The organism is Rhabdonatronobacter sediminivivens (genome assembly GCF_013415485.1).
Classification (GTDB): Bacteria; Pseudomonadota; Alphaproteobacteria; order Rhodobacterales; family Rhodobacteraceae; genus Rhabdonatronobacter; species Rhabdonatronobacter sediminivivens.
This window is the reverse complement of the sequence record NZ_JACBXS010000007.1, coordinates 35,911-53,213: the sequence shown is the minus strand read 5'-3', so window position 1 is coordinate 53,213 and position 17,303 is coordinate 35,911. Positions and strand designations below refer to the sequence as shown.

At 66.3% G+C, this 17,303-nt stretch carries 18 protein-coding genes and 1 tRNA gene; 8 read left to right on the top strand and 11 right to left on the bottom strand.

Going from position 1 to position 17,303, the window contains the following annotated elements; genetic code table 11:
* Positions 1-101 precede the first annotated feature (101 nt).
* The 6 genes from HUK65_RS04855 to HUK65_RS04830 form a co-directional block, all read right to left on the bottom strand.
* A complete protein-coding gene (locus tag HUK65_RS04855; RefSeq protein WP_179905099.1) occupies positions 102-419 on the bottom strand; it encodes a DUF3775 domain-containing protein in 318 nt (105 codons plus the stop codon).
* Between the two features lie 70 nt (positions 420-489).
* Positions 490-1,230, bottom strand: coding sequence for an SDR family NAD(P)-dependent oxidoreductase (locus HUK65_RS04850; protein ID WP_179905017.1), 741 nt, complete (start codon positions 1,228-1,230; stop codon positions 490-492).
* Positions 1,227-1,790 (bottom strand): DUF3833 domain-containing protein, encoded by a 564-nt coding sequence (locus tag HUK65_RS04845; RefSeq protein ID WP_179905016.1) that lies wholly within the window; start codon positions 1,788-1,790, stop codon positions 1,227-1,229. Before HUK65_RS04845 ends, HUK65_RS04850 begins: the two co-directional genes overlap by 4 nt.
* Complete coding sequence (locus HUK65_RS04840) at positions 1,787-3,049, bottom strand: MFS transporter (protein ID WP_268839265.1); 1,263 nt, start codon at positions 3,047-3,049, stop codon at positions 1,787-1,789. The genes HUK65_RS04845 and HUK65_RS04840 overlap by 4 nt, the downstream gene beginning before the upstream one ends.
* Before the next feature lie 5 nt (positions 3,050-3,054).
* Entirely contained in the window at positions 3,055-3,816 is a 762-nt protein-coding gene (locus tag HUK65_RS04835; protein WP_179905015.1) for a DUF1365 domain-containing protein, read from the bottom strand.
* A complete protein-coding gene (locus HUK65_RS04830) occupies positions 3,813-5,111 on the bottom strand; it encodes an NAD(P)/FAD-dependent oxidoreductase (RefSeq protein WP_179905014.1) in 1,299 nt (432 codons plus the stop codon). Before HUK65_RS04830 ends, HUK65_RS04835 begins: the two co-directional genes overlap by 4 nt.
* 268 nt (positions 5,112-5,379) lie before the next feature.
* Between HUK65_RS04830 and HUK65_RS04825 the strand changes: the two genes are divergently transcribed.
* Positions 5,380-5,943 (top strand): sigma-70 family RNA polymerase sigma factor, encoded by a 564-nt coding sequence (locus tag HUK65_RS04825; RefSeq protein ID WP_327787032.1) that lies wholly within the window; start codon positions 5,380-5,382, stop codon positions 5,941-5,943.
* Positions 5,940-6,590 (top strand): ChrR family anti-sigma-E factor, encoded by a 651-nt coding sequence (locus tag HUK65_RS04820; protein WP_179905012.1) that lies wholly within the window; start codon positions 5,940-5,942, stop codon positions 6,588-6,590. The genes HUK65_RS04825 and HUK65_RS04820 overlap by 4 nt, the downstream gene beginning before the upstream one ends.
* Before the next feature lie 194 nt (positions 6,591-6,784).
* On the opposite strand, the gene mutL is transcribed toward HUK65_RS04820, so the two are convergent.
* Together mutL and HUK65_RS04810 are read right to left on the bottom strand one after the other, a co-directional pair.
* Positions 6,785-8,653 (bottom strand): DNA mismatch repair endonuclease MutL, encoded by a 1,869-nt coding sequence (gene mutL / locus HUK65_RS04815; protein WP_179905011.1) that lies wholly within the window; start codon positions 8,651-8,653, stop codon positions 6,785-6,787.
* 54 nt (positions 8,654-8,707) lie between these two features.
* Positions 8,708-9,070: a YigZ family protein gene (locus tag HUK65_RS04810; RefSeq protein WP_179905010.1), complete on the bottom strand. Its 363-nt coding sequence runs from the start codon at positions 9,068-9,070 to the stop codon at positions 8,708-8,710.
* A 131-nt stretch (positions 9,071-9,201) separates the two neighbouring features.
* Here HUK65_RS04810 and HUK65_RS04805 point away from each other — a divergent pair, with 131 nt between their 5' ends.
* From HUK65_RS04805 to ctaD, 5 genes are all read left to right on the top strand, one after another.
* Positions 9,202-9,807: a flavin reductase family protein gene (locus HUK65_RS04805; RefSeq protein WP_179905009.1), complete on the top strand. Its 606-nt coding sequence runs from the start codon at positions 9,202-9,204 to the stop codon at positions 9,805-9,807.
* 78 nt (positions 9,808-9,885) lie between these two features.
* Complete coding sequence (locus HUK65_RS04800; protein ID WP_179905008.1) at positions 9,886-10,584, top strand: phosphatidylserine decarboxylase; 699 nt, start codon at positions 9,886-9,888, stop codon at positions 10,582-10,584.
* Between the two features lie 16 nt (positions 10,585-10,600).
* Positions 10,601-11,344: a CDP-diacylglycerol--serine O-phosphatidyltransferase gene (gene pssA, locus HUK65_RS04795; protein WP_179905007.1), complete on the top strand. Its 744-nt coding sequence runs from the start codon at positions 10,601-10,603 to the stop codon at positions 11,342-11,344.
* Between the two features lie 135 nt (positions 11,345-11,479).
* Positions 11,480-11,556 (top strand) — tRNA-Asp (locus tag HUK65_RS04790).
* 222 nt (positions 11,557-11,778) lie between these two features.
* A complete protein-coding gene (gene ctaD, locus HUK65_RS04785) occupies positions 11,779-13,455 on the top strand; it encodes a cytochrome c oxidase subunit I (RefSeq protein ID WP_179905006.1) in 1,677 nt (558 codons plus the stop codon).
* 119 nt (positions 13,456-13,574) lie between these two features.
* Here ctaD and HUK65_RS04780 read toward each other — a convergent pair whose 3' ends face one another.
* Together HUK65_RS04780 and HUK65_RS04775 are read right to left on the bottom strand one after the other, a co-directional pair.
* Positions 13,575-14,723 carry a Gfo/Idh/MocA family protein gene (locus tag HUK65_RS04780; RefSeq protein ID WP_235441773.1) on the bottom strand — a complete coding sequence of 383 codons (1,149 nt, stop codon included), beginning with the start codon at positions 14,721-14,723 and terminating at the stop codon, positions 13,575-13,577.
* 13 nt (positions 14,724-14,736) lie between these two features.
* A complete protein-coding gene (locus HUK65_RS04775; protein ID WP_179905004.1) occupies positions 14,737-15,441 on the bottom strand; it encodes a GntR family transcriptional regulator in 705 nt (234 codons plus the stop codon).
* Between the two features lie 90 nt (positions 15,442-15,531).
* Between HUK65_RS04775 and HUK65_RS04770 the strand changes: the two genes are divergently transcribed.
* Positions 15,532-16,038 (top strand): flavin reductase family protein, encoded by a 507-nt coding sequence (locus HUK65_RS04770; protein ID WP_179905003.1) that lies wholly within the window; start codon positions 15,532-15,534, stop codon positions 16,036-16,038.
* Here the strand turns inward: HUK65_RS04770 and HUK65_RS04765 are convergent.
* On the bottom strand, positions 16,026-17,159 hold the full coding sequence (locus HUK65_RS04765; RefSeq protein WP_179905002.1) for an ABC transporter ATP-binding protein: 1,134 nt from the start codon (positions 17,157-17,159) through the stop codon (positions 16,026-16,028). The two genes, HUK65_RS04770 and HUK65_RS04765, sit on opposite strands and share 13 nt — an antisense overlap.
* Positions 17,160-17,303: the final 144 nt, after the last annotated feature.

Genomic DNA, 17,303 nt, shown 5'->3' with positions numbered 1-17,303 from the left:
CTATTCGTGCACCGGCCCCCAGGGACACCAACCGCACGCAGTGCCAGAAGGCTTGCGCCGCAAGGCGCTCCGTCGGATCAGACCAGCAACGGGCGCCAGCGTCAGAGGAAATCCTCTTCCTCGGCGCTGACATCAACGCCCAGCGCTTCCAGCCCGTTTTCCAGGTTCTCGGCCAGATGCGGCATGCCCATCAGGTAATCTGCCGTGGGGGTGGTGGCCTCGGCCTCGGCGGTGGCCACGGCCTCGGCATAATCCTCGGCCTCGAACGCACCGCGGCCGACCCAGGCGATCGCCACAAGTGCTGACTGCTCATCCATGTTCAGGTTGTCGATGAAGGCGCGCAGTTCGGCATCGGCCATGCGCCCCTCGCGGGCCTGAAAGATGATGTGAACGACTTTCCTGGCACTGATCTCCATGATGCACCTCCAATCCGGGTCGGACCCAGTGTCCACCAGCCGAGGCGTCGGCGCAACAGATATCGCGCAGTCTTCAGCCCTTTGCACCGAACAGCCGGTAATACAGCGCGTCCGGCAGGAATTGCGCGCCGCGGAACACCAGCGAAAACAGCCCCGGAAAGCTGCGCTTGAAGCGCGTACCCGACATCAGCGCAAACATCTCGGCCGCGGCCTGGTCGGGCTCCATCAGGAACGGCATGTGAAATGCGTTCTTGTCGGTCAGCCGGGTGCGGATGAAGCCCGGGTTGGCCAGCTGCACCTCAACCCCCGTCCCGCGCAGATCGGCGTGCATCGATTCGGCCAGATGCATCAACCCCGCCTTGGAGGACCCATAGCCGATGGAGCCGGGCAAGCCGCGAAACCCCGCAAGGCTGCCCGTCAGCACCACATGCCCGCGCCCGCGCGCCACAAAGCCCGGCACCACCGTGCCCAGCACACGGGCCGCGCCGGTGAAATTCACGTCCAGCATCGTCTCGGCCTTTTCGGCATCCCAGTCCTTCGCGCCAAAGGGCCAGTAGACCCCGGCCAGAAACACCACCCCGTCCAGATCGCCCGCAGCCGCAGCCGCCGCCTGGACCGAGGCGCGGTCGGCCACATCACAGGGCACCACATCCACCGGGCCGGGCAATTCTGCGGCCAGCACCTCCAGCCGGTCACGGTCGCGCGCGCTCAGCACCAGATGCGCGCCTGCATGGCTCATGCGCTGCGCCAGCGCCCGGCCCAGCCCTTCCGAGGCGCCCACAAGCCAGTAGCGTTTTCCGGTCCAGTCCCTCATGCCGGTTTCTTGCGCATTGTCGCCACCAGCTCGGCAACCTTGATCCCGAACTTGCGGAACTGGCTGCGGTTCACGATGGTTCCGTTTTCGACCAGATACATCCAGTCATTCACATCCAGCGTGTGCCCGCCCGCGCTCTCGGGCAGGCGGATGCGATAGGCCAGATGCACCGCCGAGCCCTCCTGCCGGCCCGCGCCGGGGCCGACCAGATCGGCGGCCTCGGCCTTGATCCGCCCGTCATTGCCAAGGGTAAGGCGCCATTCCCGCGTCTGTTCGGTGCCGCTGTCATAGCGGAAATGCTCAGTCACCACACCGCGATTGCCGTCCCAGCGGGCATCGAAATCGGCCACGAAACGCGAGGTCACGCGCCCGGTCGGCCCGTAGATCACCCCCTCGCACAGGATCGGGCCGTTCAGATGTTCGCGAATGTCGATCTGCGGCTGGCGCTCGGCGTAATCGGCGGCGCGTTGGGCCGCAAAACCGAAGCCGTAACGCTGCGCCAGCATGAACAGCACGGCGGCCAGCGCCATGCCCAGAAGCAGCGTTGCAAGCGTGCTCATTGGTGATCTCCCTCGTTGATGGGGGTGGCGGCCAGCAGTGCCATGGCCGCAAGTTTCAGGATGCAGGGCGGCCCGGCATAAAGCAGGGTCAGCATGGCCAGCGCCTGCGGCGTGTTTTCCGTGCCCGAGGTAAAGCCCGCCACATCCAGCAGCGGCAGGACGATGATCGCGGCAATGGCCAGCGTGGCCTTGGTGACAAAGGCCCAGAGCCCGAAGCCCCCGGCGGCATCGGGCAGCACCGCCGCCATCCGGCGCGAAAACAGCGCCGAGAGCAGCGTCAGATCCGCCCCCAGCCCCGCCCCGGTCAGCAGGCAGACCACTGCAAAGAGCGCCACATCGCCCGGCCCCAGGAACGGGACCACGGCAAAGGCCAGCACCGCCAGCCCCATCCCCGCCAGCAGCACCCGCTTCGCCCCGAAGCGCCGCGCCAGCCGGGCCCAGACCGGGGCGGACAGGGCGGCGGCCAGGAAGAACAGGATCAGCAGCGGCCCCTCCCACCCCGGCGCCATCAGGCGGCTTTCGACAAAGAACAGGAACAGGGTGGAGGTCACGGCCACCGGGGTTGCGTTCAGAAACGCCACGATCAGCAAGCGCCGCGCCTGGCGGTCGCCCAGGACCACGCCGAACCCCGCGCCGGGGCTGGCCTCCAGCGGATAGCGCGCCCATTCCGCCGCCATGGCCCACAGCGCCAGCGCGGCCAGCAGCGCAAAGCCCATGGCAAAGGCGGCGAAGTGGCTGTCGGTGAGCAACATCAGCGCGCTGGGGGCGGCGGCGGCAAGGCAGACGCCCAGCAGCGCGCCGGTTTCGCGCCAGCCCGCCAGCCGGACATGGCCGCCCGGGCCCAGCGCCTCGCCCTTCTGCGCGCCGGTGGCGTAGAAGGCGATTGTCAGGAAGCTGAAGGCCGAAAACAGCGCCGTCAGCATCAGCGCGAACCACAAGACCGGGGCGAAAGGCGGGGCCACGGCAAAGAGGCCCAGCATCGCCAGCGCCATCACCCCGCCCGCCACCGTCACCGCCAGCCCACGCGCCGCGCGCAGCCGCGCCGCCAGCCAGCCCAGCGCCGGGTCCTGCATGAAATCCAGCAGCCGCAGCAGGAACAGCGCTCCCGCCAGCGCGCCCAGGGTCACGCCATATTCATCGACATAGAATTTCGGCGCATGGATATAGATGGGCAGCCCGGCCATGGCCAGAAGCCCCGCAAACAGCCCATAGGCTGGCAGCGAGGCGCCGCGCGCAGCGGCGGCAGGGGTCCCGGCCAGGGCGGTCACCGCGTGACCTCGTCCAGTGGCGGTTCGGGCCGGGGGCGATAGCGCGCGCCCCGCCACCACAGTTTCAGCGCCTGCCAGTGGATCAGCGCCAGCACCCGGCGCGAGCCCAGCGGCCGGCGCAGAAGCGACCACAGGATCGCCCGGTTGTTCAGCACGCGCCGCCGCCCCGTCAGCGTGGCGATCAGCCCGCCATTGCCCCGGCCGTATTCGATCCAGATCCCCACGCGCTCGGGCGTGATGTCGAAGCGAAAGCTGTAGCCCCCCTCGATCGGCTGAAAGGGCGAGACGTGGAAGACCTTGCGCGCCGCAAGCATGTCCTGCGCGGTGATGGGGCGCAGGTCATCATGGTGGCACAGATAGGAATGGCGGTCGCCAAAGGTGTTGTTCACCTCGGCGATCACCACGCGCAGGGCGCCATCCCGGTCATGGCACAGCCAGAAGCTGACCGGGTTGAACACATGCCCCAGCACCCGCGGCTGCGCCAGCAGCAGCACCTGCCCGTCGGTCACGGCGTCCAGGTCACGCTCGGCCAGAAGCGCACGCACCCAGGCCGCCCCCTGCCCCGCCCCCACCGCGCCGCCATGGTCACGGTCATGCAGCGCGGTGACATTGGCGCGGTTGCGCGACATCAGGGCTGGCAGGCGCTGGTCGGCCTCGGGCTCCAGCAGGATGTAATCCACCGTATAGGTAAAGCGGTTTTCCACCCCGCCCCGGCGCCCGTGAAAGGTGCGCCCGGATATATGCTCCGGCACACTCATGCCGCGCTCAGCGCCGGGTTCGGCTGGCGGCGGATGGCATGGGCGACCTCGGCGGCGCTGGCAAAGCCGTCCTCGTGAAAGCCGTTCTTCATCCAGGCGCCCGCGAACCAGGTCCGTGCCGTGCCGTTCAGCCCGCGCAACGTCTTTTGCGCCTGCAAGGCGGCGCGGTCAAAGAGCGGGTGATCGAAGGTATAGGTGTCGTGGATCAGCTCCTCGCGCACCGGGGTGGTGGCGTTGAGCGTGACAAACAGCGGATCATCCATGGGGATCGGCTGCAGAGAATTCATCCAGTAGCTGAGCGAGATGCGCGCGCGATCCTGCGGCCCGAGTTCAGTATAGACCCAGCTGGCCCAGCATTTGCGCCGCTTCGGCATGACCGCCGGATCGCTGTGCAGGATCGCCTCATTCGGCTGGAAACGCACGGCGGCCAGGGCCTCGGCCTCGGACGGGGTGGCATCTGACAGCAGCCGCAGGGTCACATCGGAATGGGTGGCAAAGATCACCTCATCAAAGGCGTCCCACTCGCCGCCCCGGGCGCGGACTTCCACCCCAATGGGGGTACGCCGCACACCTGCCACCGGCGCGCCCGGGCGCAGGTCCACGCCCGCGTTTCGCAGATATTGCTCCAGCCGCTGGACATATTCGCGCGACCCGCCGCGCACCGTGTGCCATTGGTGTTGGCCGTGATACCCCAGCAACCCGTGATTGCGGAAGAACTCCATCATGGCCGCCGCCGGGAAATCCATGATCCGCGCCGTCGGCGTGGACCAGATCGCCCCCGAGAATGGCAGCAGATACCGCTCGCGGAACCACGCGCCGGTGCGCAACTGCGCCAGCAGATCGCCAATGGTCATGTCCGTTCCTTGCGCCATGGCCAGCCCGTCACGGTTGAACCGCAGGATATCACGGATCATGCGCAAGAAGCGCGGGTCCACCAGGTTGCGGCGGGTGGCAAAGATCGGATCCAGCCCGTGCAGCGCATATTCGCAGCGCCCCCCGTCGAAGGAGGCGCCGAAGCTCATGTTCGACGGCGCGGTGGGCACGTCCAGATCGCGGAACATGCGCAGCAGGCCGGGATAGTTGACATGGTTGAACACGATGAACCCGGTATCCACCGGCTGATCCCCGCGCTTGCCCGCCAGAACGGTGCGGGCATGACCGCCCAGACGGGCCTCGGCCTCGAACAGGACCAGGTCATGGGTGTCGGCCAGGTGCCAGGCCGCCGAAAGACCCGTGATTCCGGCCCCGATGACCGCGATGCGCCGCCGGGGAGTGTCAACTTTCTCAAATGGCATGCAGCCGCTCCTGTCTGATCGCCTTTACAGTGATACGCTGCTTGGACCAGTCCGGATGACATAAGGCAAGCCTGCGACATCATGCCGTGAGCAAGGTATCTTTCGCCGAAAAGCGGTGGATATTTTTCATCCAGCCCCGCAATGCCCCCGTATCACGATTATGTTCGAAGCCGTCCCCTGGCCTGAAAAAGCGGATGCGCCCGCTGTACTGCACACCTATGCTGGTGGGCAGCGACAGACAGGACATTCGCTTGAGGAACAGGCCAAGGTGACACGGACGCACGCTGAACCCGACTGGGTGGCAGACCTGAAACTTGTCGCGGCATCACAGGATGCCGCCGCTTTTGCCCGGCTGTTTGCGCATTTTGCGCCGCGGGTGAAGGCGTTCTTGATGAAATCCGGAGCGGATGAAGCCATGGCCGAGGAATGTGCACAGGATGTGATGGCGACCGTGTGGCGCAAGGCCGCGCTGTTCGACCCGTCGCGCGCCAGTGCCTCCACATGGATCTTCACCATCGCGCGGAACCGGCGCATCGACATGCTGCGCCGCCAGCGCCGCCCCGAACCCGAAGACCTGACCTGGGGCCCCGAGGCCGAACCGGACCAGCTCGATACCCTGTCGCTGCAGCAGGAAACCCGGCGCCTGACACAGGCGCTGGAGACCCTGCCCGAAAAACAGCGGGTGCTGATCGAACGCGCCTATTTCGGTGACCTGAGCCATTCCGAGATCGCCGAGGCGACCGGCCTGCCGCTGGGCACCATCAAGTCACGAATACGGATAGCGCTGGACCGCCTGCGCCATGCCATGTCTCACGAAAGCATACCGAAATGATCCGACATCACCTCACCGATGACCTGCTGATGGCCTATTCGGCCGGCACCCTGCCCGAGGCCTTCAGCCTGATCGTGGCCACGCATGTCTCGCTCTGCGATGACTGCCGCGCGCGGCTGGAAGCCTATGATGCCGTGGGCGGGTCGTTGCTGGACCAGCTCTTGCCCCAGGTGTCGATGGCGCCCGATGCGCTGGCGGCCACCATGCAGAAAATTGCCATGTCGGACGCCGAGGACGCACGGGCGTCACCGCCGAGGCCTGCGCACCGCGTGTTTCCGGAGCCGCTCTACGGCTATGTCGGCGGGGACCTGGACCATGTGCGCTGGCGTGCCGTTGGCGGAGGGGTCCGGCAGGCGATCCTGAACACCTCGTCCGAGGCGAGCGCACGGCTGCTGTATATCCCCGGCGGTGTCGCGGTGCCCGATCACGGCCATCACGGAATGGAACTGACCCTGGTGCTGCAAGGCGCCTTTCGCGATGAGCATGACCGCTTTGGACCCGGCGACATCGAAATCGCCACCGAGGAGACGCAGCATACCCCCGTTGCCGAACCCGGCCTGGATTGCATCTGCCTGGCCGTGACCGACGCACCGCTGAAGTTCAGCGGACTTCTGCCGCGGCTTGCGCAGCCTTTCCTGCGGATCTGAGCGGCGGGCCGGTCCCCCAGGGACTTTCACTTTTTGAACATCTGCCCCGCGGCGCGGTTTCAGTTGTGTTGCCACGCTCCGGGGCGCGCCTTGGTCAATGCAAGATTGACCCCCGGCGGCGCTGACTGTGAAATTTCCCGTTTTTTCCGGGACCTGCGCGGCGGAGTTAAGGCCGAAAAAGAAGGGGCGCCCGGTTATCGCCTGCCAAACAGCTTCTCGATATCCGGCAGTTTGAGCTCGATCCAGGTCGGACGGCCATGGTTGCACTGTCCGGAATGCGGGGTTGCCTCCATCTCGCGCAGCAGGGCGTTCATCTCGTCGATACGCATCGCGCGGCCCGCGCGGACAGACCCGTGGCAGGCCATGCGCGAGAGCACCGCATCCACCCGCTGCTCCAGCGCCTGCGTGCCGCTGCCGTCGCGCAGGGCGTCGGCGCAATCGGCCAGCAAACCAGCACCATCGACAACCCCCAGCAGCGCCGGGGTTTCACGCACCACAACCGCGCCGGGGCCGAAGGCCTCGATGACCAGTCCCAGCCGCGCCAGTTCCGGCGCGAACTCCAGCACCATGGCGGCATCGGCGGGGTCCATCTCGACCACCTCGGGGACCAGCAGCGCCTGGGCAACAACCCCATGGCGGTCGCGGGCGAGTTTCAGCCGTTCATAGACCAGGCGTTCATGGGCGGCATGCTGATCCACCAGGATCACGCCATCCCCGGATTGCGCAACGATATAGGTGCCATGAAGCTGCCCGCGCGCGGCACCAAGCGGGCCAGCCTGGGCGGGCTGAAGCGGCTGGTCGGCGTCCGGGGCGGCACCGCCGGGAAGCGTGTCGAACAGGGCGCGCGTGGCACTGGCTTCGGCAAACCCTTCGGGCGCCTGCGCCAGTTGCGCGGCGGAGAGCGCGCCCTGCGCCGGGGTGTGCGGCGCCAGCGGCCGGGGACCATACCCCCGGCCCGGAGGGGCGCTGCCTTCAGGCCGGAACGCCCCCAGCGCCGCCCCGGCAATGGTGCTGGAGGAGCGATGCCCCGCCCCCGCCAGCGCATGGCGCAGCGCCCCCACGATGAACCCGCGCACCACCCCGGGCTCTCGAAAGCGGACCTCGGCCTTGGCAGGGTGGACATTGACGTCCACAAGCTCGGGCGGGCAGTCCAGATAGAGCGCCACCATGGCATGCCGGTCACGCGGCATCAGATCCGCATAGGCCGCCCGCAGCGCCCCGATCATCAGCTTGTCCCGCACGGGTCGGCGATTGACGAACATATGCTGCGCCACGGCCGCCCCGCGCGATTGCGTGGGCAGCCCGGCCAGACCGGTCAGCACGAAACCGTCGCGCGCGGCCTCCAGGCGCAGGGCATTCTGCGCAAACTCTCGCCCCATGATGCGCGACAGCCGGGCCTCCAGCGCCTCGGCGCCCTGGCCGGGTTCGGGGTCGGCGCGCAGCAGGATGCGATCCCCGCCATCGGTCACATCGCGCAGGGTGAAACCGATCCCCGGCTCGGCCATGGCCAGGCGCTTGATCACATCGCCGATGGCCTGCGCCTCGGCCCGGTCGGTGCGCAGGAATTTCAGCCGCGCGGGCGTGGCGTGGAACAGATCGCGCAATTCGATCACGCTGCCCTGGCCCAGCGCGGCGGGGCGCACCCCGGCCACGCGCCCGGCGGATACCGTGATCTGCGCGGCCTCGGGCGTGCCGACAGCCCGCGAGGTGATGCTCAGCCGCCCCACGGAGCCAAGGCTGGCCAAGGCCTCGCCCCGGAAGCCGAAGCTGCGGATATTGACCAGATCACTGCCGTCGATCTTGGAGGTCGCATGCCGCGCCACCGCCAGCGGCAGGGCCTCCGGCGCCATGCCGTGGCCATCATCCACCACCCGGATCAGGGATTTGCCGCCATCGGCATAGGCGACATCAATCCGCCGCGCGCCTGCATCAATGGCGTTTTCCACCAGTTCCTTGACCGCCGAGGCCGGGCGCTCCACCACCTCTCCGGCAGCGATGCGGTTGACCGCCGCTTCATCCAGCGGGCGGATTTCAGGGCTGATATTGCGGTCCTGATGCGTCATACCACTAGGACTAGCATGCGCCCCCCGGCGGCGGCAATGATTCTGGCGCCGCGCTCAGTCCCGCCCGGCCTGCAGCGCATCCAGATAGTGGCGCACAGCCGTTTGCACATGGCGGAAACGGTCGCCGCCCAGATGCTTGCCGCCGAACCAGCGCGTGACCACCACAAGGTGATCGCGCAGCCCCTCGCGCTCCAGCATCCGCAGGATCACCATGCCCGCGCCAGCCTCGCCATCGTCATTCTTGATCGCACCGTCATCGCAGATCAGCGCCCAGGTGTTATGGGTCGCCTTGGCGAAGCGCTTGTTGCGTTTGAGCTCTCGCAGCAGGTCGCGCGCTGCATCGCCAGAGCGGCAGGGCGCGCCGGACACGGCGTATCTTGATCCGCGGTCGCTTATGATCCCGTCCATCACGCGCATGCCTGCCCCCGTAGCCCGGGCGCCCCGTGGCCGCAACCCCGGCAACGGCAAACACCCTTTGCGCGCAGGCGCACTGGTTTGCCGGGACCGGGGCCGTTATCTGTGCCCCATCGCAACAGGAGCCTGATCGGATGTTCTACCAGCCCAAGGATGGCCACGGCCTGCCGCACAACCCGTTCAACGCCATTGTCACCCCCCGGCCCATCGGCTGGATTGCGACCCGCGGCGCGGACGGGCAGGACAATCTGGCGCCCTATTCCTTCTTCAACGCCGTGGCCTATGAGCCGCCGCAGGTCATGTTTGCCTCCACCGGGGTCAAGCCGGACCGGGACGGAACCAAGGACAGCGTGGCCAATATCCGTGACACCGGCGTCTTTTGCGTCAATGTTGTGGAGATGGCAGCGCGGGACGTGATGAACCGCACCTCAGGGCCCTGGCCGCGCGAGGTGGACGAGTTCTCGGACGCCCGGGCGCCGCGGGCCGAGTGCAGCATGATCCCCTGCGCGCGCGTCGCCAATGCACCCGCGGCGCTGGAATGCCGGATGCGCCAGATCGTGCAGTTGGACGGGGCCGCGAATTTCCTGGTCATCGGCGAGGTGGTGGGCGTGCATCTGCGCGATGACTGCCTGCGCGATGGCATTTTCGACATCACCCGCTACCGCCCGCTGGCGCGCATGGGCTACCGCGATTACGCCGTGGTGCAGGACGTTTTCGCGCTCAAACGCCCCGGCGAGTAGCCGCGTTCCCGCGGCGGGACCCTTTGCATTGGCGCGCGGGGTTGCGTATGCAGGCGCAAACCCCAAGGGAGCGCGCGAATGTCCGCCGACATGCTGTCCACCGTCATCAAGCCCGTCCACCGCGAAGGGCACAAGTTCATCGCCATCTTCGCCGTCTGTGCGCTGATCCTCTATTTCATCTGGGCGCCACTGGGCTGGGTGGGGCTGGGGCTGACGGTCTGGTGCTACTATTTCTTCCGCGACCCGGAACGCTACACGCCGGTGCGCGAGGGGCTGATCATCAGCCCGGCTGACGGGGTGATCTCGTTGATCGAGCAGGCCGTGCCCCCGGCCGAGATGGAGATGGGCGACACGCCGCTCACGCGGGTGTCGGTCTTCATGAACGTCTTCAACTGCCATGTGAACCGCGCGCCCATCGGTGGGACGGTGGCAAAGATCGCCTACAGGCCGGGGAAGTTCCTCAACGCCTCGCTGGACAAGGCGAGCGAGGATAACGAGCGCAACGGCATGGTGCTGGAGATGGAGGACGGGCGCAAGCTGGGCGTGGTCCAGATCGCCGGGCTGGTGGCGCGGCGGATATTGTGCGAGGTGCAGGAAGGCCAGACCCTGGCCACCGGCGAACGCTTCGGCATGATCCGCTTCGGCTCGCGTCTGGATGTGTATCTGCCCGCAGGCGTGGAGCCGCTGGTCGCCCTGGGCCAGACGATGATCGCGGGCGAAACGGTGCTGGCGGACCTTCACGCCAATGAGGCGCACCGCCTGGCCGCGACCCGTTGAGCACCGGGCCCCGCCGATGACCCCGCCCGAACGCCGCCCGCTGTCACGAAACCTGTCGCTGGTCCGGCTGATGCCGAATCTGGTGACCATCCTCGGCCTCTGCGCGGGGTTGAGCGCGATTCGCTTCACCCTGGACGCGCGGTTCGAGGTTGCCGCCGCGCTGATCATCTTTGCGGCACTTCTGGATGCCGTGGACGGGCTGGTGGCGCGGCGCCTGAACGCGGCCAGCGATTTCGGCGCCGAACTTGATTCGCTGGCCGATTTCGTGAATTTCGGCGTGGCGCCCGGGGTGCTGGTCTTTGGCTACGCGCTGCAGGCGGATTTTGCCGGCCCGGGCTGGATCTTCGTGCTGGTCTTTGCCGTTTGCGCCTGCCTGCGGCTCGCCCGGTTCAACATCAACCGCGATTCCCCCAAGTCCAAGGGGCGGCAGTTCTTTACCGGCGTGCCCGCACCCGCAGGCGCCATGCTGGGCCTGTTCCCGGTGTTTCTGGGCCTGGCCCATCTGGCCGAGCCGCAGAAAGCGCCCTTGCTGGTGGCGATCTGGCTGGCCGCGGTTGGGCTGCTGATGGTGTCCACCCTGCCAACACCCTCGATCAAGGGGCTTTGGGTGCCCCGGGAAAAGGCGCCCTATCTGCTGATTGCCACGGCCTTTCTTGTCGGGCTGGGGATCACGCGCTTCTGGCTGCTGATGGTGCTGGTGATCCTGGTCTATCTGGTCACCATTGCGACGGTGGCGCTGTGGCAGCGCCGGAGCGGTTGAGCGGGTGCCCTCAAAAAACCGGATGAGAAAATCGGGCGTGGCGACGCAGTTTTTCGCCCAAATCCGCTTGACGCCGCGCGCCACGCTGAATATTACCGCGCCATCGCACCGTCGGATCGGCAGCGCGAATTCGGAGCGGTTGTAGCTCAGTTGGTTAGAGTACCGGCCTGTCACGCCGGGGGTCGCGGGTTCGAGCCCCGTCAACCGCGCCACTTCAAAGAACCCTCGCCTCTGGCGGGGGTTTTTTGGTTTTCAGCCCCGGCACAACCGCCCTCAGGGGCAATACAATGATCCAGATCAAGAATCCGCGCGCCTGCGACATCATCTGCATTGCCCCGCCCGCTGCGACCTTCTAAAACGGAGGCGTATTCGTCTGCGGTGTTCGGCCCGCAGGCGGCGCTGGACGTAAAAAATAATGGGAACGGGAGACACCTATGGCCGACGCAGCCACCCATGGCGGGGGACATGAGGACACGCGGAGCTTCTTCGTGCGCTGGTTCATGTCCACCAATCACAAGGACATCGGCATTCTGTATCTGTTCACTGCGGGCATCGTCGGCTTCATCGCCGTGCTGTTCTCGGTCTACATGCGCATGGAGCTCATGACGCCCGGCGTCGAATACATGTGCATGGAAGGGGCGCGCTTCCTCAGCGCCGCGCCCGAAGGCGAATGCACCCCCAACGGGCATATCTGGAACGTGATGATCACGGCGCACGGCATCCTGATGATGTTCTTCGTGCTGATTCCGGCGCTGTTCGGCGGTTTTGGCAACTACTTCATGCCGCTGCACATCGGGGCGCCGGACATGGCCTTTCCGCGGCTGAACAACCTGTCCTACTGGCTGTTCGTCGCCGGCTCCACCCTGGCTGTGCTTTCGGTCTTCTCGCCTGGGGGCAACGGGCAGCTGGGTTCGGGTGTGGGCTGGGTGCTGTATCCGCCCCTGTCGACCACCGAGGCGGGCTATTCGCTGGACCTGGCCATCTTTGCCGTCCACGTATCGGGCGCGTCGTCCATCCTGGGCGCGATCAACATCATCACCACCTTCCTGAACATGCGCGCGCCGGGCATGACCCTGCACAAGGTGCCGCTGTTCGCCTGGTCGATCTTCATCACCGCCTGGATGATCCTGCTGGCCCTGCCGGTGCTGGCCGGCGCCATCACCATGCTGCTGACGGACCGCAACTTCGGCACCACCTTCTTTGATCCTGCCGGGGGCGGCGACCCGATCCTCTATCAGCACATCCTGTGGTTCTTTGGCCATCCTGAGGTGTATATCATCATCATCCCGGGCTTCGGCATCATCAGCCACGTGATCGCCACCTTCTCGCGCAAGCCGATCTTCGGCTACCTGCCGATGGTCTATGCCATGGTCGCCATCGCGGTGCTGGGCTTCATCGTCTGGGCACACCACATGTATACCGTGGGCATGTCGCTGACCCAACAGACATACTTCATGGCGGCGACGATGGTGATTGCGGTGCCAACGGGGATCAAGATCTTCAGTTGGATCGCAACCATGTGGAAAGGGTCGGTCAGTTTCGAAACTCCGATGCTCTGGGCTTTCGGCTTCCTGTTCCTGTTCACCGTGGGCGGGGTCACGGGTCTGGTGCTGTCCCAGGCGCCCATCGACCGGGTTTACCATGACACCTATTATGTGGTGGCGCATTTCCACTATGTGATGTCACTCGGCGCCGTCTTCGCCCTGTTTGCCGGGATATATTACTGGATCGGCAAGATGTCCGGCCGACAGTACCCGGAATGGGCGGGCAAGCTGCACTTCTGGGCGATGTTCATCGGGTCGAACATCACCTTCTTCCCGCAGCACTTCCTGGGCCGTCAGGGCATGCCCCGGCGCTACATCGACTACCCCGAGGCCTTCGCGCTGTGGAACTATGTCAGCTCGATCGGGGCGTTCATCTCCTTCGGGTCCTTCCTGTTCTTCATCGGCGTGGTCTACTACACCCTGCGCCACGGCAAGAAGGTCGAGGAAAAGAACTACTGGAACGAGCACGCGGATACCCTGGAATGGACCCTGCCCAACCCGCCGCCGGAGCATACCTTTGAAACGCTTCCGAAGCGCGAGGAATGGGACAAGCAGCCCGCGCATTGACGCGGACCCATGCCGGAAATATCCAAAGGCCCCGCTTCGGCGGGGCCTTTTTTGTGAAGGTACATGTCCTGCAGCGCGTCCCCGCCCGAAGGCCGCGCGTGAGTCCGCGCCGACCCGGCTTATGTTGCCGTGGCCAGCGCCGCGGTCGGCCCCGCCACGTCCGGATGATAGGGCAGTTCGGCGAAACTGACCGCCTGGCCCGTCCGGGCCGAGTGCTGCGCCGCCATCCCCATGGCCACCGCCCACCATCCATCCGAAAGCGTGACTTCCACCCTGCCCTGCCCCCGCAAGACATCCAGAAACCGGCGGTGCTGGTAATAGGTGGAGCCATTGTGGTCGCCCGCATCCAGCAACAGCGGGTCCACCGGCACCTCCAGCGCGCGCGGGCCTTTGGGCAGACGCGGGCTGACGATCACCTGCGGCACCGGCTGCGGCCCCAGATCGGCGGGCCAGAACCGCCCCGGCCCTGGCACCAGGCATTCGATCTTGCCCTTTGGCCCCACGGCGCTGATCTCCTCCTGATAGCGGGTCCCTTCGGCGAACATGCACAGCTCCAGCATGGCCCGGGCACCGCGGGCAAACTCCACGATCACATAGCCATTGTCCCAGATATCCGGGCGCTGGCCGTCATAGCTTTCGTCCAGATGGTTCACATCCTGCCCGGCGCTGGCCATCACCCGGACCGGATCATCGCGCAGGATATGGCGCATCAGGTCAAAGAAATGGCAGCATTTCTCCACCAGAGTGCCGCCGGTATTGCGGTTGAAGCGGTTCCAGTCGCCCACCTTTGGCAGAAAGGGAAAGCGGTGCTCGCGGATGGTCAGCATGCGGATGCCGCCGGTCACGGCCTCGGCCTGTTCGATCAACCGGGCCACGGGGGGCATGTAGCGGTATTCCATGGCCACCCAGACCGGCGCCGGATAGCCCTCGCGCAACCGGCCCAGCGCGGGAGCCGCCTCAGGGTCGGTAAAGAGCGGCTTTTCCACCAGCAGCGGCAGCGGCTGGCGCGCGGCAATCGCTTCGATCTGCGCAAGATGGAGGTGGTTGGGGCTGGCGATCAGCAGGCAGTTCAACCCCGGATGCTCCAGCAAGGCCTCCAGGCTTTCGTAAAACCGCGCTTCCGGGGCCAGCATTTCCGCGGCCTGACGCATCGGGGCATCCGGTTCGAAGATCGCGGCCACCGCGGCGCCCTCCAGAAGGGCGATGTTGCGCAGGTGCTCCTGCCCCATCATCCCGCAACCAATGATCCCGTAGCGAATGGGTGCCATCATGCCGATCATCCTATGTCAGCCGCGCCACATACTGGGCGCGCGCGGGGTCGAACCATGTGTGCGAGACCTCGGCCCGCATATTGTCCTGCGCCCAGCCAATGCGCAGGATATGCCCGGCAGGCGCCCCTTCCGGCAGTGGAAAACCGGGCGGCGCCCAGTCGGGGACGGTGCCCAGGCCGATCCGGTCCTCGGCGCGCTGGATCCAGAGGCCAAGCGCGCGCCGGTAGTGCAGATACAGCGATTGCGACAGCGCCGAAGGCTCCAGCTGCGCACTATAGTCGCCGTCCAGCCAGATCTCCTCGATCGCCACGGCAATCCCCGACAGGCGGCGCAGCCTGCGGATGCGGTGCGCCTCGGGCGCCGTGCCGAAATGCGGCAGCGTGGCCGGTTTCACCAGCCGCTGTACAGAAAGCACCTCGGCCGTGGGCAGGCCACCGCCATCGGGCAGTTCCAGCCGGAACATGGCATAGATGCTGGGCACATCGGCACGCGCACGCACATAGTTTCCGGACCCTTGCACCCGTTCCAGCAACCCCTTGCCGGCCAGATCATCCAGCGCCTTGCGCAGGGTGCCCACCGCCACGCCAAGCTCCGCCGCCAGATCCCGTTCCGGCGGCAAGCGACTGCCATCGGGCAACCGGCCGGCGGCAATATCACGGATCAGCAACTCGCTGATCTGCAGGTAGCGCGGCAAGGCGCCGGTCTGGTCAGACATGCAGGTCCTGCCTTCAAATTGATACACTATTGATTTACATTTTCCCGCCTGCTACGCAAGCGTCATCCTGCGCCAGTGTGACGAGCCCCCATGCCCCCTGCAAGCCCCGACCTCGGCGCTGCTGCCCCCAACACCTCCCCCCGCGCATTGCGCCAGGCACTGGGGCGCTTTGCAACCGGCGTGACGGTGGTGACCACTCTGGCCAGGGTCGGTCCCGTAGGGATGACGGCCAACAGCTTTGCCAGCCTGTCGCTGGACCCGCCGCTGGTGCTGTGGTCTCCGGCCAGGGCCTCTGCCCGGTTTCAGCATTTCGTGGCGGCGCAATCCTATTGCATCCATGTGCTTGCCGAAGACCAACAGGACCTTGCCAGCCATTTCGCCCGCAACGGTTTCGACTTTGCGCTGCCGAATCTGGGGCAAGGGTTGAACGGCACCCCGCTTCTGCCAGGCTGCCTTGCGCGGTTCGAATGTCGCCGCACGGCCCTGCACGAAGGCGGGGACCACATGATCATGGTGGGCGAAATCCTGCGCAGCCAATGGCAGGAAGGCCGCCCCCTGGTCTTCTACGGCGGCCGTTACGGATGCTACAGGGCCTGACCCGCGGCCTCGCCGACATGAAGGCGCTGCTGCGCCACACCATCGCTGGCCCGGAACAGGTGGCAGAACTCCGGCCGGATCGCCAGCATCACGGTATCCCCGCGCCGGATGCCTGTCTGTCCCGGCATGTGCACCGTCACCTCGCGCCCATCGGCGGCGCTGCAATACAGGTAGCTCTCACCCCCCAGTTGCTCGATATTGCCCACGCTGACCGCGATGCCATTCTCAGCGCCACTCTCAGGATCCGTGCCGGGGCGCAGATGCTCCGGGCGTACGCCCAGGTCAACCTTGTTGCCCGGGTTCAATCCCCGCCCGTCCACCGCGACCGATATCGCCCGGCCCGTGGCATCCTCTACCACCGCGCCTGCGCCATCGGCCTCGACCACCGTGCAGGGTATGAAATTCATCCGGGGCGAACCGATGAACCCCGCCACAAAACGGTTCGCGGGGCGATTGTAGAGATCAATCGGACTGCCCACCTGCTCGATCCGCCCGTCCCGCAACACCACGATCTTGTCCGCCATGGTCATCGCCTCAACCTGATCATGGGTCACATAGATCATGGTATTGCCAATGCGCCGGTGCAGGGCGGCAATCTCGCCGCGCATGGTCACGCGCAATTCCGCGTCCAGGTTGGACAAGGGCTCGTCAAACAGAAACACCCGCGGCTCACGCACCACGGCACGGCCTATGGCCACCCGCTGGCGCTGGCCGCCTGAAAGCGCCTTGGGGCGGCGCTCCAGATAGGGCTCCAGCTGCAGCATGCGCGCCGCCTCACCCACCCGGCGGGCGATCTCGTCCTTCGGCATGCGGATATTCTCCAGCCCGAAGGCCAGGTTCTGGCGCACCGACATATGCGGATAGAGCGCATAGGTCTGGAACACCATCGCCAACCCCCGTTCGCTGGCGCGCTGGTCATTCACCCGGGTCCCGCCAATCAGCAGATCCCCGCCCGAGATTTCTTCCAGCCCCGCAATCATCCGCAGCAACGTGGACTTGCCACAGCCCGAAGGCCCCACGAAGACACAGAATTCGCCATCCGCAATGTCCAGGTCGATCCCGTGCACCACACGCACCGCGCCGTAGTCCTTCACCAACCCTTGCAATTCTACCCGTGCCATCCCCGCCCCTTCATCTTGCCCCAAATACGCAGGGACATTCCCCACCCCCTCACCCCGGCCCGAAGTTGCAGACCGGCGGCGGCGCGCAGCCCGCCGCCACGCCCAACCGAAGCGGTGGCATCTTCGATGCCACCAGCGCCGGGC

Bases quoted from the DNA above. Each gene is read 5' to 3' on its own strand.
- HUK65_RS04775 (WP_179905004.1), bottom strand. From the start codon at position 15,441: ATGTCTGACCAGACCGGCGCCTTGCCGCGCTACCTGCAGATCAGCGAG.
- HUK65_RS04770 (WP_179905003.1), top strand. From the start codon at position 15,532: ATGCCCCCTGCAAGCCCCGACCTCGGCGCTGCTGCCCCCAACACCTCC.
- pssA (WP_179905007.1), top strand. From the start codon at position 10,601: ATGACCCCGCCCGAACGCCGCCCGCTGTCACGAAACCTGTCGCTGGTC.
- HUK65_RS04765 (WP_179905002.1), bottom strand. From the start codon at position 17,159: ATGGCACGGGTAGAATTGCAAGGGTTGGTGAAGGACTACGGCGCGGTG.
- HUK65_RS04830 (WP_179905014.1), bottom strand. From the start codon at position 5,111: ATGCCATTTGAGAAAGTTGACACTCCCCGGCGGCGCATCGCGGTCATC.
- mutL (WP_179905011.1), bottom strand. From the start codon at position 8,653: ATGACGCATCAGGACCGCAATATCAGCCCTGAAATCCGCCCGCTGGAT.
- HUK65_RS04805 (WP_179905009.1), top strand. From the start codon at position 9,202: ATGTTCTACCAGCCCAAGGATGGCCACGGCCTGCCGCACAACCCGTTC.
- HUK65_RS04780 (WP_235441773.1), bottom strand. From the start codon at position 14,723: ATGGCACCCATTCGCTACGGGATCATTGGTTGCGGGATGATGGGGCAG.
- ctaD (WP_179905006.1), top strand. From the start codon at position 11,779: ATGGCCGACGCAGCCACCCATGGCGGGGGACATGAGGACACGCGGAGC.
- HUK65_RS04850 (WP_179905017.1), bottom strand. From the start codon at position 1,230: ATGAGGGACTGGACCGGAAAACGCTACTGGCTTGTGGGCGCCTCGGAA.
- HUK65_RS04845 (WP_179905016.1), bottom strand. From the start codon at position 1,790: ATGAGCACGCTTGCAACGCTGCTTCTGGGCATGGCGCTGGCCGCCGTG.
- HUK65_RS04820 (WP_179905012.1), top strand. From the start codon at position 5,940: ATGATCCGACATCACCTCACCGATGACCTGCTGATGGCCTATTCGGCC.
- HUK65_RS04835 (WP_179905015.1), bottom strand. From the start codon at position 3,816: ATGAGTGTGCCGGAGCATATATCCGGGCGCACCTTTCACGGGCGCCGG.
- HUK65_RS04810 (WP_179905010.1), bottom strand. From the start codon at position 9,070: ATGCGCGTGATGGACGGGATCATAAGCGACCGCGGATCAAGATACGCC.
- HUK65_RS04800 (WP_179905008.1), top strand. From the start codon at position 9,886: ATGTCCGCCGACATGCTGTCCACCGTCATCAAGCCCGTCCACCGCGAA.